Below are 15,543 nucleotides of genomic sequence, written 5' to 3' on the forward strand. Positions count from 1 at the left end.
TGGCAAGGCTTTCAGAAGCTGCGGGTGGGGCGGTCGAAGACCTTGCGGCCCATCAGGCTGCCGACCAGATCGACCATCAGCTTGGCCGTGCGGCCCCGGTTGTCCAGGAACGGGTTCAGTTCCACCAGATCCAACGACGTGACCAAGCCAGATTCGTGGAGCAGTTCCATGACCAGATGCGCCTCGCGGAAGGTGGCTCCACCGGGGACGGTGGTGCCTACGGCGGGTGCGATCGACGGGTCCAGGAAATCCACGTCCAGCGACACGTGCAGCATCCCGTTCGCCGCCGCGACCTGGTCCAGGAATGTCCGCAACGGGGCGACAATGCCTTGTTCGTCCAGCACCCGCATGTCGTTCACCGTGATGTCGATGGCAACAAGGGCGGCGTGTTCGGCCGGATCCACGCTGCGGATGCCGAACATGCAGATGTTTTGGCCCCGCACCGGATGGGGAAAGGACGGAAAGGGATCAAAGCCCGGCAGCCCCAGCGCATAGGCTATGGGGGTGCCGTGCAGGTTTCCCGATGTCGTCGTCTGGACCGTGTGGATGTCGCTATGCGCGTCCAGCCACAGCACGAACAAGGGCCGGCCCGTGGCGTGCGCGTGGATTGCCGCCCCCGCCACGCTGCCAAGCGCAAGCGCGTGATCGCCGCCCATGATGATCGGCAGCCCGTCGGGCAAGGCTCCGGCCACGGCATCCCGCAGCGCATCGGTCCAGGCGATCATCTCGGGCAGGTGGTGGACGGCAGGGTTGGCGCAGGACAGGTCGGGGATGGCACCCGGCAGCACGTCGCCCCTGTCCTGGACCGTGTGGCCCAGGGCCGTCAGGGTTCCCGGCAATCCCGCCACGCGATAGGCCGCCGGTCCCATCAGGCAGCCGGGGCGGCGCTGGCCTTCGTCGACAGGCGCGCCGATCAAGATGCAATGGGTCATGGTCGCGTCTCCTTGGGCCGGGTGACCCGAAAAGAACACGCCTGGCGGCGAAGGTCCACCACCGGGCGCAGGCCGGTTCGCGACACGGGGTCAGAAGCGGGTGGTCAGCCCGATCTTGAACAGGCGGCCATCCTCGCGGTAATCCACCTCTGATTCGGGCTGGTCATCAAACAGGTTGTCGATGCCCAGGTTCAGCGTGGTGTCGTCGGTCAGGTCGAAAGCCGCCGCGACATCGACCAGGTAATAGGCCTTGCTGTTCTGCCCCGCCGGAACAGACGCCTGTTCGTCATCGCCCACCGTCAGCCCCTCCTCGATTACAAAGCCCGCCTGCTTGCCGACATAGGTGACCTGCCCCGACAGGTTCAGGCGGTCGGTGGCCTGCCAGGCAAGGCCAGTGGTGACGTTCCATTCCGGGGTCGTGGCCATCGGATAGGCGGTGTCGAAATCGCCATACTTGAATTCCGACTTGGCGATATGGGTGGCCGAGGTGGTCCAGGCCAGGTTGTCGGTCAGGTCATGTTCGAACCCCGCCTCGATCCCGGCGGTCTTGCCGTAATCGAAGTTGTCGCGCTGAAACAAGGCGGTGTCATCGGGATTTTCAGGATCGGCCGGGCGGATCCTGCGGGCGTTTATCATGTCCTCGACATCGTTGTAAAAGACCGTCACCTCCCAGCTGGTCCGTTCGCCCTGATAGTTCAGCCCGATTTCATAATTGTCCGAGGTTTCGGGTTGCAGGTCGGGGTTGCCGATGATCGTGCAGGGACCGGGATAGGGTTTGCAGCCGTTGCCGCGCGAACCCATCCGATAGTTCGGGTTCAGGTTGCGCAGGCCGGGCGCGACAAAGGCCTGGGAATAGCCCGCCTTCAGCATCAGCGCGTCGCTGATCCGGTAATTGGCATAGATGCGGGGGGTCACATGGGTGCCGAAATCCTCGTGATGATCCACGCGCAGGCCTCCGGTCAGGCTCAGCGCGTCGGTCACGTCCGTGCGAACCTCTCCGTAAAGCGCCGCCGTTGTGGCCGAGCCTTCGATCAGCGCATCCGCCGTGGTGTTCGGATCGCGCAGCTTTTCATGGGCGATCAACCCGCCTAGGGTATAGTCCAGCGCTTGCCCGCCCAGCGTTGCCGCAGACGTATAGCGCGATTCCAGCGTCGTCGCGTCATAATCGATGGCATCGTCGAAATCGCCCGTATCGGTGTTCCGGCTTTTGTTTTCCGACGCCTCGTGGCGCAGATAGCTGGACAGCTGTCCCCCGCCCAATTGCCATTCGTTCGTTAGGCCGATGCTGTGGCGGGTGACCTCGTTTTCCGTCGGGCCATTGTCGGGCGCCAGGTAGTCGTCGACTGAAGACTGCGCCTCGGCCCCCCATTCCATGCCGTCGCCGGGGGTCCAGGTCAGGCGCGCACCCAGGCTCTGGGTGCGGATCCCGTTCGTGGAATATTGCGGGATCAACTCGCCCCGGCTTTCGGTGAAGCCATAGGCTTCGGGGGATTCCGTTTCCGCCAGCTTGCCCCAGGCCGACAGGGAAAGGTTCCTGCCCAGCGGACCCGACAGATAGGCCGAGACCGACCGGCTGTCGGCAGTGGTGTTGTCGTCCGCAATGCCGAAATCGGTCGTGACCGATCCGGTCCAGGCGTCGCTCGACTTTCGGGTGATGATGTTGATCACCCCGCCCATCGCATCCGATCCATAAAGGGTGGACATGGGACCGCGCACGACTTCGATCCGGTCGATGGCATCCAGGGGAACGATTTGCAGGTCGCCTTGGTAATGGCGGGCGAATGTGTTGCGGCTGCTGATGCGCTTGCCATCGACCAGGGTCAGGGTGCGGCTGCTGGACAGGCCCCGGAACGAGACGTTCGAATTGCCGTCATTGCCGCGCGTCAGGTTCAGGCCTGGCACCGTGCGCAGCACGTCCTTGACATTGCGCGCGCCGCTGGCTTGGATCGCTTTCTGGTCGATTACCGTGATCGAGGCTGGCGCGTCCTGGATGGAGGTCGCGATGCCCGACGCGGTCGTGACGACGATCTCCTCCAATACGGTTGGGGCGGCCTGGGTCTGCGCAAGGGCAGCGGCGGGGCCGCACAAGGCAGTGGCGGAAAGAAGAAGGGCCGAAAGGCGAAAGGCAAGAGGCATGATGAAGTCCAGGCATAAATCCTTGATTCTTCCTGAGTTCGCTGTGCCGCATTCGTGGGTATTTCTGTCGGATTAACCGCCCAGCCTTGCTGCCTCAAGTTTTCGCAGGGGATCGAGGGCCTTCCTGTGGCTTGATGGCCACAGGATCCCTGTCAGGTCCGAACGCCCTTGAAGCGTTCTTCCCACTCGGCGCGGCTTTCGTCGCTGATCTTGGCGAACAGCACCTCTGGCACGGAGAAGGCATGGCCGGGCGCCAGCGCAGTCAGGGCACCCGCCACGTCGTCGGGCCAAGCCTCATCCGTGGTTCCCATCGCCTCCAGCATCGACCTGGCGGCAAAGGGGATGAAGGGCGCGGACAGCACCGCATAAAAGCGGATCAGGTTCAGGCCCAGGCGCACCTGCATCGCGGCCTTTTGCGGGTCGGTCTTGTGCGTGGACCAGGGGGCTGCGGATTGCAGGTATTCGTTGCCCAGAACCCAGATCGCGCGCAGTTCACCGGCCGACTTGCGGACCTCCATCGCGGCCATGAAGCCTTCATAGGCGCGGATGCGGGTGGTCAGCGTGTCGATCAGCCGGGTTTCCTCGGGACCGTATTCGCCACCCTCGGGAACCGTTTCGCCGAACTTGGACCGGCAGAACTTGGTGATGCGGCTGACGAAGTTGCCCAGGACATCGGCCAGATCCTTGTTCACGGATTGCTGGAAATTCTCCCAGGTGAACTCGCTGTCGCCGGATTCGGGGGCGTGGGACAGCAGCCACCACCGCCAGTAATCGGCGGGCAGGATTTCAAGCGCATGGTCCATGAAGACGCCGCGCCCCTGAGAGGTGCTGAACTGCCCGCCGTCATAGGTGAGATAGTTGAAGGACTTGATGTAATCGACCATCCGCCAGGGCTCGCCCGAGCCGATCAGGGTGGCGGGAAAGGACAGGGTGTGGAAGGGGACGTTATCCTTGCCCATGAACTGGGTATAGGTCACGTCATCCGCGCCTTCGTCGCGGCGCCACCAGCGACGCCAGTCGGCCTCCGTCTTGCCATGCGCGTCGGCCCATTCGGCGGTGGCGGCGATGTATTCGATGGGCGCGTCGAACCAGACATAGAAGACCTTGCCCTCCATCCCCGGCCAGGGCTGGTCGCCGCGCCTGACCGGCACGCCCCAATGCAGGTCGCGGGTGATGCCGCGGTCCTGCAACCCCTCGCCGTCGTCCAGCCATTTGCGCGCGATCGAGGTGGTCAGGATCGGCCAGTCGGTCTTGCTGTCGATCCAGTCGCTGATCTGGTCCTTCAGCGCCGACTGGCGCAGGTACAGGTGCTTGGTTTCCCGCACCTCAAGGTTGGTGCTTCCGCTGATGGCGCTGCGCGGGTCGATCAGGTCGGTCGGGTCAAGCTGCTTGGTGCAATTCTCGCACTGGTCGCCGCGCGCCTTGTCATAGCCGCAATTGGGGCAGGTGCCCTCAATATAGCGGTCGGGCAGGAAGCGGCCGTCATCGACGGAATAGACCTGCTTTTCGCTGACCTCGGAAATAAAGCCGTTCTCGGCCAAGCGGCCCGCGAAATGCTGGGTCAGCGCGTGGTTCCGGGGGCTGGAGGACCGGCCGTAATGATCGAAGGACAGGCCAAAGCCGCGCGCCAGTTCCGTCTGCACCCCATGCATCCGCGCGCAGTAATCGGCCACGGGTTCGCCCGTCTTGGCGGCGGCCAGTTCGGCGGGCGTGCCATGTTCGTCGGTGGCGCAGATGAACATCACCTCGTGCCCCCGCGCCCGAAGGTAACGGGCGTAAAGATCGGCGGGCAACTGGGATCCGACAAGGTTCCCCAGGTGCTTGATGCCGTTGATATAGGGCAGGGCAGAGGTAATGAGATGGCGGGCCATGGTTGCGTCCTTTGGGTCGCACCGTCTCTAGCCGTCTTGGGCTGCGATGAAAAGTGCCGGGGCTTGCCGCCGCCCGCCAGACGGTGCAGCGTCACGGCCATGATCGACGAATCCGAAATCACCTTTGGCGGCAGCTACCTGGACCGCGCCGACCGGCTGCGCGGCGACGGCGGGGCCATGGCGCGATATCTGGCCGATCCCGCCAGCCGCGTGCTGCCCTTCTGGCAAGGCAAGCCGCTGTTCGATTCGACGGATGCCGGTCCGCGGCTGGTCTGGTGGGGGGCGACCGATCCGGTCGTGGCGGAACAGGCCGATACGGCGCTGTTCCTGGGTCTGGACGACGGCGGCAGCGCGCATTTCGCCATTGACCTGTCAGGCCTGACGCCGCCCGACGGCGAGCCGGCCACCGACCTGGGCCTGCCCGCGTCGCAAGGATTCATCGACCTGCGCGCCGTGCTGGGCAACCTGGATCATCGCGATGCCGCCATCGCCGCCCCGGCCAAGGGCATCTTCGAATGGCGCCGCAGTCACGGGTTCTGTTCCAATTGCGGGGCGCGCAACATCGTCGCCCATGCCGGCTGGCGTTTCGACTGTCCGGCCTGCAAGCGCCCGCATTTCCCGCGCACCGATCCGGTCGTCATCATGCTGGTGCTGGACGGCGACCGCGTGCTGCTGGGCCGCCAGCCCGGCTGGGACGACGGGATGTATTCCCTGCTGGCCGGTTTCGTCGAACCGGGCGAAACGATCGAGGAAGCCGTGCGCCGCGAGGTTCACGAGGAAACAGGGGTCCGGGTGGGTGCCGTCCGCTATCTGACCTCTCAACCCTGGCCGTTCCCCGCATCCCTGATGATCGGTTGCGTGGCGCGGGCCGAAACAAGCGCGATCACCATCGACCCCGTTGAACTGGAAGACGCGCTGTGGGCCGGCAAGGCCGAGATGGCGAATGCCCTGGCCGGAAAGCACGACCGCATCCGGCCGGCGCGCAAGGGTGCCATCGCCCAGACGATCCTGCGCGCCTGGGTCGAAGGCCGGGTGCCGGGCCTTTAATCCGTCTGCACGCAGGACCGGGTGGCGGCGTCGTCCGTGGCATTGGTCAGGCTGGCGTTGCGGCCCTTGGCCCACCATTCGTATTCGCCCGAAACATAGCGCACGCCCGATGCCGCGATCACATTGACGAAGATCCGCTGTTCCCCGTCAATTGGCAACAGCGCCAGGCTGTTCGGCCCGGCGTCAAGGTAGCTGACCTGCACAAGGGCGCCGCCGTCGCAGAAATAAGTGATGTCATCCAGCGTTGCGCCGTCCAGGGGCAGGGACAGGGTGGTCTGCGCCTGTCCGGGACCGGACAGGAGGGCGGTCATGGCAAGGGTCAGGCAAGACAGGCGCATCATGATCAAACCCCTGTGGCAGGCCTTACCGCCGCCGGTCGCGCCGCGAACTCATCGGTTGAAAGGCCACGCTGACATGGGCGTCGCAATAAGGCTTGCCCGCCTGGCTGGGCAATCCGCAGAACCAGAACTTGTCGGTCGCAGGATCGCCGATGGGCCATTTGCAGGTGCGTTCCGTCAATTCCATCAGGGTCAGCTTCTTGGCACGCTTTTCCACCTCGCGGACGGATGCCAGGGTTTCCGGGCTGATCTCGTTGGCGGAAGGCTGCGGCGGCAGGGGCTGGCCCGCCGGCACGATGGGGCGGCGCGGAACGGGGGTGAAAACGGGCTGGGACACGGGTTCTTCCTCGGCGGGAGCCTCTCGCGCGGGGGCGGCAGGCTCGGACGGCTGCTGCGGTTCGGGACGCGGGGCGGCTTGGGCGGCGGGGGCCGGCTTGCGGTCCGCCTTCTTTTCGGCAACGGGCTCCGGGGCGGGCGCGGGGGCAGGCTCGGGTTCGTCGTTGCGGTTCGACAGGCCAAGGCGGTGAACCTTGCCGATCACGGCGTTGCGGGTCACGCCGCCCAGTTCCTTGGCGATGGCACTGGCGGACTGGCCTTCGGACCACATGCGCTTCAGCGTCTCGACGCGTTCATCCGTCCAGGACATGGCTGCCTTTCCGGGCGTGCATCTGCGCCGCCCCATCTTGAAACCTGCGATTGCCCCCGTCAGAAACGGGATGCCGAGATTTAGCCGCCGATGCGCAGAAATTCAAGGACCGCCTGATGCCGCCCATAATCCGCACCGAAACCCCCGCCATGGGCGTGCGCCGTTTCGGCCGCGTCAACTGGCTGGGCTTGCTAACCCTCGCCAGGCGCGAGGTGATGCGCTTCATGGCCGTCTGGCAGCAGACGATCTTTGCGCCCTTGATGACGGCGGCGTTGTTCGTGCTGATCTTTGCCCTGGCCATGGGGCAGGGGCGGGGACAGGTGATGGGCCTGCCCTATCTGGTCTTCCTGGGGCCGGGCATCCTGATGATGACGGTGATCCAGAACGCCTTCGCCAACACGTCCAGCTCGATCACCTCGGCCAAGGTGCAGGGCAACATCGTGGACACGCTGATGCCGCCCTTGTCGGCGGGGGAATTGCTGGCAGGCTATCTGGCGGGGTCGGTCGTGCGCGCAGGCCTGGTGGGCGCGGTGATCGGGACTGGCATGGTCCTGGTCACGGGGCAGGGGATCGCGCATCCCGGCTGGACGCTGGCCTTTGTCCTGCTGGCTGCGCTGATGCTGGGGGGCCTGGGGATCCTGGCCGGAGTGCTGGCGCAGAAGTTCGACCAGATGGCCGCGATCAGCAACTTCATCATCACGCCGCTGTCCTTTCTGTCCGGCACCTTCTACTCCGTCCAGGCCCTGCCCGAGCCGTTCCGCACGCTGTCGCACTGGAACCCGGTCTTCTACCTGATCGACGGCGCGCGATATGGCGTCACCGGGGTCAGCGACGCGCCGGTGTGGCGGGGGCTGCTGGTTTGCATCATGGTTGTCGCGCTGATCCTGTGGCTGGCCTGGCACTGGCTGAAAACCGGCTATCGGATGAAAGCGTGATTGCGCGAGGCCCGAATCGGCGCTATGGCCGATGCCATGATCGCATGGACCGCCTTTGCAGCCCGTCCCCGACGTTGACGTTTCGTCACCGTCCGATCCCGCCTGCCCTCACATTCCGTCCTGCCAATCGTGGAGTCCCCTATGATTTCGCACGTCCTGCCGACCTATAACCGCGCGCCCATCGCCTTTGACAAGGGCGAGGGGGCCTGGGCCACCGCCACGGACGGCAGCCGATACCTGGACCTGGGATCGGGCATCGCGGTGAACGTGCTGGGCCATGCCAACCCTGACCTGGTGGCCGCGCTGACCGAACAGGCGGGCAAGATCTGGCACGTCTCGAACCTTTACCAGATCCCGCAGCAGGAACGGCTGGCCGACCTACTGGTCGAACATACCTTCGCCGATACCGCCTTCATCACCAATTCGGGAACCGAGGCCGCCGAACTGGCGATCAAGATGGTCCGCAAGTACTGGCACGACCAGGGCCAGGACCGCATCGAGATCCTGACCTTCGAAGGCGCCTTTCACGGCCGTTCGACTGGCGCCATCGCAGCCTCGGGGTCGGAAAAGATGACCAAGGGCTTCGGCCCCCTGATGCCCGGCTTCCGCACGCTGCCTTGGGGCGATCTGGATGCGCTTCGGTGCGCCATCAGCGATAAGACCGCCGCCGTCATGCTGGAGCCCGTGCAGGGCGAGGGCGGCATCCGCCCGCTGCCCGACGCCGACTTGCGCGAGATCCGTGCCCTTTGCGACCAATACGGCGCGCTGCTGGTGCTGGACGAGGTTCAATGCGGCATGGGCCGCACCGGCCGCCTGTTCGCGCATGAATATGCGGGCATTGCGCCCGACATCATGATGGTCGCCAAGGGCATCGGCGGCGGCTTCCCGCTGGGCGCGGTGCTGGCCACGGAACAGGCCGCTGCAGGCATGGTCGCGGGCACGCATGGGTCCACCTATGGCGGCAATCCCCTCGCCTGTGCCGTTGGCGCACGGGTGATGGAGATCGTGGCCAATGATTCCTTCCTGGCCGAGGTCAACCGCAAGGCCGCCCTGTTCCGCCAAAGGCTGGAAGGCCTGGTCGCCGCCCATCCCGATGTGTTCGAAGCCGTGCGCGGCCAGGGCCTGATGCTGGGCCTGAAATGCAAAGTCGCGCCCACGGATGTGGTCAAGGCGGGCTATGCCCAGCACCTGCTGACCGTGCCCGCCGCCGACAATACCCTGCGCCTGCTGCCGCCCCTGAACATCACCGATGACGAGATCGCCGAGGCGGTGGCGCGGCTCGACCGCGCGGCGGCAAGCCTTGGCTGACCTTGCACCCAGATGCGGCATCGGCGGCAGGAACCATCCCTGCCACCTGCTGACCCGCCGACGATAATCGCTTCTTCTTCACGCAAATATCCCGGGGGAACGCGCGGCACGCGCGTGGGGGCAGCGCCCCCTCTTGACCGCGGAACGCCAAGCGGGCTTCCTTGTCCAAATCGCGAAAGACGAAAAGATGAAGCATTTTCTGGACATTCACACCACCGGCAAGGCGGATCTGCGGTCGATCATCGACCAGGCGCTTGCCATGAAGACCGCGCGCAACAATCGTCCCAAGGGCATGACCGACGACGAACAGCCCCTGGCGGGCCGCATGGTTGCGCTGATCTTCGAAAAACCGTCCACCCGCACGCGCGTCAGCTTCGACGTGGGCGTGCGCCAGATGGGCGGGCAAACCATGGTCCTGTCAGGGTCAGAGATGCAGCTGGGCCATGGCGAGACCATCGCAGATACCGCCCGCGTGCTGTCGCGCTATGTCGACCTCATCATGATCCGCACCTTCGAGGAAGCGACGCTGCTGGAAATGGCGGAACACGCCACCGTCCCCGTCATCAACGGCCTGACGAACCGGACCCATCCCTGCCAGATCATGGCCGACGTGATGACCTTCGAGGAACATCGCGGTCCGATCGCGGGCAAGAAGGTGGTCTGGGTCGGCGACGGCAACAATGTCTGCGCCAGCGTCATCCATGGCGCGGGCCAGTTCGGCTATGACTTCACCTTCAGCGGCCCGCCCCCGCTGGATCCCGAACGCGAGGCGCTTGATTTCGCACGCGCCCAGGGCGTCCGGGCCGAGATCGTGCGCGACCCGGCCCAGGCGGTCGAGGGCGCCGATCTGGTCATCGCCGATACCTGGGTGTCCATGCACGACCCCCAGTCGGCCAAGGAACGCCGCCACAACCAGTTGCGCGGCTATCAGGTCAACGAGGCGCTGATGGCGCGCGCCAAATCCGACAGCCTGTTCATGCACTGCCTGCCCGCGCACCGAGAGGACGAGGTGACAAGCGCCGTCATGGACGGCCCCCATTCGGTGATCTGGGACGAGGCCGAGAACCGGCTGCACGCCCAGAAGGCCGTGATGCGGTGGTGCCTGGGCGTCTAAAGCGGTTCGGGATTAACCTGCGACATAGCCAGCTGCCTGAAAGTAGTTCCAGCACTCAGCGGGCGTGACCATTCCGCAGATGTGTCGGAGCGCGTTGAACAGTTCGGTAAAGGTGCGCGCGCCGAGCTTGCGCAGATGCGCTTTGAGCTTCGAGAACGCCTGCTCGATGGGGTTCAGGTCTGGGGAGTATGGCGGCAGGTAGAGAAACCAACAGCCAGCCTGCTTGACGGCTTTGGCTGCCTCGAGGTTCCGGTGTGTCGCGAGGTTGTCCAGGATGACAACAGTGCCGGGCATCAGTTCCGGCACCAGAACCTTTTCGACGTAGGCGGCGAAGGCAGGCCCGTCCATCGCCCCCGTGATGACCCAAGGGGCAATCAGGCCGTTCTGGGTCAATCCCGCGATGAAGGTCTGGCTGTTCCAGTGTCCGAAGGGCGCGTCCATGGCGAGCCGCTCACCGCGGGGAGCGCGGCCACGCAAGCGGGTAAGGTTCGTCTTGATGGACGTCTCGTCAATAAACACAAGCCGTTCCGGCTGACGCCGCATTGCAGGCAAGCGGCGCGTCAACCAATCGTGCCGGGCCTGCCTTACCCTTGCGCGGCCCCGTTCGCTGGCCACCAGCGATTTTTTTTATAGGTGAAGCCGAGGCGCGACAGCAGCGCGGCAATGGAGGAATGGTGAACTTCCACACCTTCGCCATCGCCAGGGCGTCGCGCAGTTCGAAGAGCGTGATGTCAGGATCCTGGGTGACCAGTTCCTCGAAAAACGCCTGGAAGGGCGCGAGCTTGCCTCGCCCAAGAGGGCGCCCCTGAGGCGCGGGATGAGCGTGACCGCGTGTCCGGATCAACTGTGCCCACCGTGCGCCTGTTGCAGCTGACACCTTCAAGCGCATGGCTGCGGCACGGCCGCTCAGGCCCTCTTCGATATACCGCTGGAACCGTGTCCGGAGTGCATTCGGCAAAGGTGCTGACATGATCCATCCTCCCCGAACAAGAGGAACACAAACCGTGCCGTGTGGGAATCCCTCTGCGATTCACGTTTTTACCGAAACGCTTTAGGCCGATAAAGCGAACGCCCGCCATTGCCGGGCGTTTCGCCATTCCTTGGCGGTTTCGAAAAACCTTCACACTGCTGACGCATCACTGTCGCACCGCCCGCCTATCCGCTGCCCGACAGGCCATGACCGGCCCCAACGACCAGCCAGGAGAGCGCGATGCGTGACCAGCAGACCCGCAACATCTTTCGCACCAGCAAGCTGGAGGAAGCCGACGGCCCCGGCCTGAACCCCACCGCCAACCGCACCATGGGCGAGATCATCGCGTCCCGCTTTTCCCGGCGCGGCTTTCTGCGAGGCGCAATGGCCGTGACGGCGATTTCCGCCACGGTCAGCCCGATCGCGCTGTTGTCGGCGGGCGACGTGCAGGCGGCGACGGATGCGCAAGGCCGCGTGCCGGGTTCGGCCTTCGATTTCTCGGAAGTGACGGCAGGCGTGGACGCCAACCATCACGTCGCCCAAGGCTATGACACCGACGTGCTGCTGCGCTGGGGCGACAAGGTGTTCGCAGACGCGCCCGACTTCGACCCGCTGAACCAGTCCGAGGCCGCGCAGGAACGCCAGTTCGGCTACAACAACGACTTCGTGGGCTTCATCCCGCTGGACGGCGCCGATGATCGCGGGTTGCTGGTCGTGAACCACGAATACACCAACGAACATCTGATGTTCCCTGGCATCGTTACCATAAAGGACGGCGAGATCCAGATCGCCGCAGCCGACGAAACCCGCGTGAACATCGAGATGGCGGCCCATGGCGGCACGATCATCGAAATACGCCGCGTGGATGGCAAATGGCAGCCGGTGCTGGACGGCGCGCTGAACCGCCGCATCACCGCCAAGACTGCCATGGAACTGTCGGGTCCGGCGGCGGGCCATGCGCGCCTGCAAACGGCAGCCGATCCCTCGGGCCGCAAGGTTCTTGGCACCATCAACAACTGCGCGGGCGGCGTGACCCCCTGGGGCACCTACATCCTGGCCGAGGAGAACATCCACGGTTATTTCACAGGCGAACTGCCCGAGGGTCACGCCGAAGCCACAAACTATGAACGGCTGGGAATCCCGGATTCGACCTATTCCTGGGGCCGCTTCCACCACCGCTTCGATGTGTCCAAGCACCCGAACGAGGCCAACCGCTTCGGCTGGATCGTCGAGGTGGACGTGATGGATCCAACCTCTACGCCGAAAAAGCGCACCGCGCTTGGCCGCTTCAAGCACGAGGGCGCGGAAAGCGTCGTGGCCAAGGATGGCCGCGTGGTCTTCTATCTGGGCGACGATGAACGCTTCGATTACGTCTACAAGTTCGTGACGGCGGGAAAATACAATCCCGATGACCGCGCCAAGAACATGGACCTGCTGGACGAGGGCACGCTGTATGTCGCGCGCTTCCACGATGATGGCCGTGTCGAATGGCTGCCGCTGGTGCAGGGCCAAGGCCCGCTGACCGCCGCCAACGGCTTTGCGACGCAAGCCGATGTCCTGATCGAGACCCGCCGCGCCGCCGACCTGCTGGAAGCGACCCCGATGGACCGCCCCGAGGACATCCAGCCGAATCCGCTGACGGGCCGCGCCTATGTCATGCTGACCAACAACACCAAGCGCGAGGAAGCAAACGGCGCCAACCCCCGCGCGGACAACGCCTTCGGGCATATCATCGAGATCATCGAACAGGACGGCGATTTCACCGCCACCACCGGCACCTGGGAAATCCTGGTGAAATGCGGGGATCCCAGCATTGCCGAGGTGGGCGCGACCTTCTCGACCGAAACCACGGCGAACGGCTGGTTCGGGATGCCGGACAACGCCGCAGTCGATACGGATGGTCGGCTATGGGTATCCACCGACGGCAATTCGATGGAGGACACGGGGCGCACGGACGGGCTGTGGGCGGTGGATACCGAGGGCACCGCGCGCGGCACGTCGCGGCTGTTCTATCGCGTGCCGGTCGGTGGAGAGTTGTGCGGACCCTGCATCACCGAGGACATGACTACCTTCTTCGTCGCGGTCCAGCATCCGGGCGACGGGGGCGAGGACTGGGAAGGCCATGGCCGCCCGTCCTATTACGAGGATCTGTCCACCCGCTGGCCGGACTTCGACGACGCCATGCCGGTGCGCCCGGCGGTGGTGGCAATCACGAAACAGGGCGGCGGCCGGATTGGATAGGTTCATGGTGCGTGCAAGCACGCACCCTACGCAGGGCCAATATCCGGTAGGGTGCGTGCTTTGCACGCACCGCAAGCCGCAAAAGCAAAAGGCCGCGCAATCCGCGCGGCCTTTCCATTCGACTTCGGCGGGCAATCAGCCGATGGCCGCCGCGCGAACCTCGTCGTCAATCGCGCCCAGATATTGGGCGAAGTTGTCGCTGAACATCCCCACCAGCTTGGCGGCCTGCTTGTCATAGGCGGCGGGGTCGGCCCAGGTCTGGCGCGGATCCCGTCGTCAATCGCGCCCAGATATTGGGCGAAGTTGTCGCTGAACATCCCCACCAGCTTGGCGGCCTGCTTGTCATAGGCGGCGGGGTCGGCCCAGGTCTGGCGCGGATCCAGCAGCCTGTCCTCAACGCCCGGCACGCTGACCGGAACCTCGAAGCCGAAGTTTGGATCCTTGCGGAACTGCACGTCGTTCAGGCTGCCGTCCAAGGCCGCCGACAGCAGGGCGCGGGTCGCGGCGATGGGCATCCGCTTGCCTGTCCCGAAGGCACCCCCGGTCCAGCCGGTGTTGACCAGCCAGCAGCTTGCGCCGTGCTGGGCAATCTTTTCCTGCAAGAGCTTGCCATACACTTCGGGCCGGCGCGGCATGAAAGGCGCGCCAAAGCAGGTCGAGAAAGTCGGGATCGGCTCGACGATTCCGACCTCGGTGCCCGGCGTCTTGGACGTGAAGCCCGACAGGAAGTGATACATGGCCTGCGCGGGTGTCAACCGCGCGATGGGCGGCAGCACGCCATAAGCGTCACAGGTCAACATGATGATATTCTTCGGATGCCCGCCCAGGCTGGTTTCCGAGGCGTTCGAGATCGCCTCCAGCGGATAGGCGCAGCGCATGTTGTCCGTGATCGAGTTGTCCTCGAAATCCAGTTCCAGTGTGTCTGGGTGAAAGACCATGTTCTCGATCACGGTGCCGAAACGCGAGCATGTGGCATGGATTTCCGGCTCGGCCTTGGCCGAAAGGTTGATGGTCTTGGCATAGCAGCCGCCTTCGAAGTTGAAGATGCCCTTGTCCGACCAGCCGTGTTCGTCATCGCCGATCAGCACGCGCGAGGGATCGGCCGACAGCGTGGTCTTGCCGGTGCCCGACAGGCCGAAGAAGACGGCGCTGTCGTCGGGGTTGCCAATGGCGTGGTTGGCGGAACAGTGCATCGGCATGATGCCCTTTTCCGGCAGCAGATAGTTCAGCAGCGTGAAGACCGACTTCTTGTTCTCGCCCGCATAGGCCGTGTTGCCGATCAGGATCAGCTTGCGCGCAAAGTTCAGCGCGATCACCGTCTCGCTGCGGCAGCCGTGGCGTTCGGGATCGGCCTTGAAGCTGGGGCAGTTGATGATGGTGAAGTCGGGGGTGAAGCTTTCCAGTTCCGCCGCATCCGGGCGGCGCAGCAGGTGGCGGATGAACAGCCCGTGCCAGGCCAGTTCAGTCACGACACGCACGTCCAGGCGGTTGTCGGCATCGGCGCCGCCGAACAGATCCTGCACGAAGTAATCGCGGCCCTTCATGTGGTCCAGCATGTCGGCATACAGCCGGTCAAAGGCCTCGGACGACATCGGCTTGTTGTTTTCCCACCAGATCGAGTGCTCGACCTCGGGGGTGCGGACCACGAACTTGTCCTTGGGCGAACGGCCGGTATGCGCCCCGGTGGACACCAGGAAGGTGCCGCCCAATCCCATCTGGCCTTCCTTGCGCGCGACCGCCTCGGTCATCAACGTCGGTTCCAGAAGATTGTAATAAACCCGGCCAAGGCCCTCGATTCCCTGATCCTCAAGCTTGCAGTCCGGGTTTACGCGGGTGGCCATGATATCGACGCTCCTCATTCGATTGGGCTTGCGACACGTTCGTGAAGCAGTATGCGGGGCCTATAACACGGCCTAAAGGGCAAAAAAGAAGTTGGCGCGAACAGTTAGCGTAAACAGGTGATGTTATCGCCAACGGTCCGCATCGAGAGTGTTTCTCAACCCTG

Annotated in this window: 10 protein-coding genes and 2 pseudogenes; 5 read left to right on the plus strand and 7 right to left on the minus strand. The window is 64.6% G+C overall.

Translation table 11 applies throughout. From position 1 onward, the window contains the following. Window positions 1-11 precede the first annotated feature (11 nt). The 3 genes from rocF to metG form a co-directional block, all read right to left on the minus strand. Entirely contained in the window at window positions 12-932 is a 921-nt protein-coding gene (rocF, locus tag Q5701_RS04890; protein WP_306754063.1) for an arginase, read from the minus strand. Between the two features lie 90 nt (window positions 933-1,022). Next, complete coding sequence (locus Q5701_RS04895) at window positions 1,023-3,068, minus strand: TonB-dependent receptor domain-containing protein (RefSeq protein WP_306754064.1); 2,046 nt, start codon at window positions 3,066-3,068, stop codon at window positions 1,023-1,025. Between the two features lie 152 nt (window positions 3,069-3,220). Then, window positions 3,221-4,939, minus strand: coding sequence for a methionine--tRNA ligase (gene metG, locus Q5701_RS04900; protein WP_306754065.1), 1,719 nt, complete (start codon window positions 4,937-4,939; stop codon window positions 3,221-3,223). Window positions 4,940-5,038: 99 nt separating this feature from the next. Between metG and nudC the strand changes: the two genes are divergently transcribed. Beyond that, window positions 5,039-5,986, plus strand: coding sequence for an NAD(+) diphosphatase (gene nudC / locus Q5701_RS04905; protein WP_306754066.1), 948 nt, complete (start codon window positions 5,039-5,041; stop codon window positions 5,984-5,986). Here the strand turns inward: nudC and Q5701_RS04910 are convergent. Together Q5701_RS04910 and Q5701_RS04915 are read right to left on the minus strand one after the other, a co-directional pair. Beyond that, entirely contained in the window at window positions 5,983-6,327 is a 345-nt protein-coding gene (locus tag Q5701_RS04910; protein ID WP_306754068.1) for an MliC family protein, read from the minus strand. The two genes, nudC and Q5701_RS04910, sit on opposite strands and share 4 nt — an antisense overlap. 22 nt (window positions 6,328-6,349) lie before the next feature. Next, window positions 6,350-6,970, minus strand: a complete 621-nt coding sequence (locus Q5701_RS04915) for a GcrA family cell cycle regulator (RefSeq protein ID WP_306754069.1) — start codon at window positions 6,968-6,970, stop codon at window positions 6,350-6,352. A 116-nt stretch (window positions 6,971-7,086) separates the two neighbouring features. Here Q5701_RS04915 and Q5701_RS04920 point away from each other — a divergent pair, with 116 nt between their 5' ends. The 3 genes from Q5701_RS04920 to argF all read left to right on the plus strand — a co-directional run bounded on the left by Q5701_RS04920 (window position 7,087) and on the right by argF (window position 10,327). After that, entirely contained in the window at window positions 7,087-7,905 is an 819-nt protein-coding gene (locus Q5701_RS04920) for an ABC transporter permease (RefSeq protein WP_306754071.1), read from the plus strand. Window positions 7,906-8,046: 141 nt separating this feature from the next. Next, window positions 8,047-9,213, plus strand: coding sequence for an aspartate aminotransferase family protein (locus Q5701_RS04925; RefSeq protein ID WP_306754073.1), 1,167 nt, complete (start codon window positions 8,047-8,049; stop codon window positions 9,211-9,213). 187 nt (window positions 9,214-9,400) lie between these two features. Next, window positions 9,401-10,327 carry an ornithine carbamoyltransferase gene (gene argF, locus Q5701_RS04930; RefSeq protein WP_234853883.1) on the plus strand — a complete coding sequence of 309 codons (927 nt, stop codon included), beginning with the start codon at window positions 9,401-9,403 and terminating at the stop codon, window positions 10,325-10,327. A 12-nt stretch (window positions 10,328-10,339) separates the two neighbouring features. Here the strand turns inward: argF and Q5701_RS04935 are convergent. Further along, window positions 10,340-11,297 (minus strand): annotated as a pseudogene (locus Q5701_RS04935) (IS630 family transposase). A 240-nt stretch (window positions 11,298-11,537) separates the two neighbouring features. Between Q5701_RS04935 and Q5701_RS04940 the strand changes: the two are divergent. After that, window positions 11,538-13,538 (plus strand): PhoX family protein, encoded by a 2,001-nt coding sequence (locus tag Q5701_RS04940; RefSeq protein ID WP_306754075.1) that lies wholly within the window; start codon window positions 11,538-11,540, stop codon window positions 13,536-13,538. Between the two features lie 260 nt (window positions 13,539-13,798). On the opposite strand, the pseudogene Q5701_RS04945 reads toward Q5701_RS04940, so the two are convergent. Then, window positions 13,799-15,379, minus strand: a pseudogene (locus tag Q5701_RS04945) (phosphoenolpyruvate carboxykinase); the annotation flags it as partial. Window positions 15,380-15,543 lie beyond the last annotated feature (164 nt).

The sequence above is a fragment of the Paracoccus actinidiae genome (assembly GCF_030863885.1).
Classification (GTDB): Bacteria; Pseudomonadota; Alphaproteobacteria; order Rhodobacterales; family Rhodobacteraceae; genus Paracoccus; species Paracoccus everestensis.

Coding starts and splice junctions, on each gene's coding strand:
- metG (WP_306754065.1), bottom strand. CDS start 4,939: ATGGCCCGCCATCTCATTACCTCTGCCCTGCCCTATATCAACGGCATC.
- Q5701_RS04920 (WP_306754071.1), top strand. CDS start 7,087: ATGCCGCCCATAATCCGCACCGAAACCCCCGCCATGGGCGTGCGCCGT.
- Q5701_RS04940 (WP_306754075.1), top strand. CDS start 11,538: ATGCGTGACCAGCAGACCCGCAACATCTTTCGCACCAGCAAGCTGGAG.
- Q5701_RS04925 (WP_306754073.1), top strand. CDS start 8,047: ATGATTTCGCACGTCCTGCCGACCTATAACCGCGCGCCCATCGCCTTT.
- Q5701_RS04910 (WP_306754068.1), bottom strand. CDS start 6,327: ATGATGCGCCTGTCTTGCCTGACCCTTGCCATGACCGCCCTCCTGTCC.
- Q5701_RS04915 (WP_306754069.1), bottom strand. CDS start 6,970: ATGTCCTGGACGGATGAACGCGTCGAGACGCTGAAGCGCATGTGGTCC.
- rocF (WP_306754063.1), bottom strand. CDS start 932: ATGACCCATTGCATCTTGATCGGCGCGCCTGTCGACGAAGGCCAGCGC.
- nudC (WP_306754066.1), top strand. CDS start 5,039: ATGATCGACGAATCCGAAATCACCTTTGGCGGCAGCTACCTGGACCGC.
- argF (WP_234853883.1), top strand. CDS start 9,401: ATGAAGCATTTTCTGGACATTCACACCACCGGCAAGGCGGATCTGCGG.
- Q5701_RS04895 (WP_306754064.1), bottom strand. CDS start 3,068: ATGCCTCTTGCCTTTCGCCTTTCGGCCCTTCTTCTTTCCGCCACTGCC.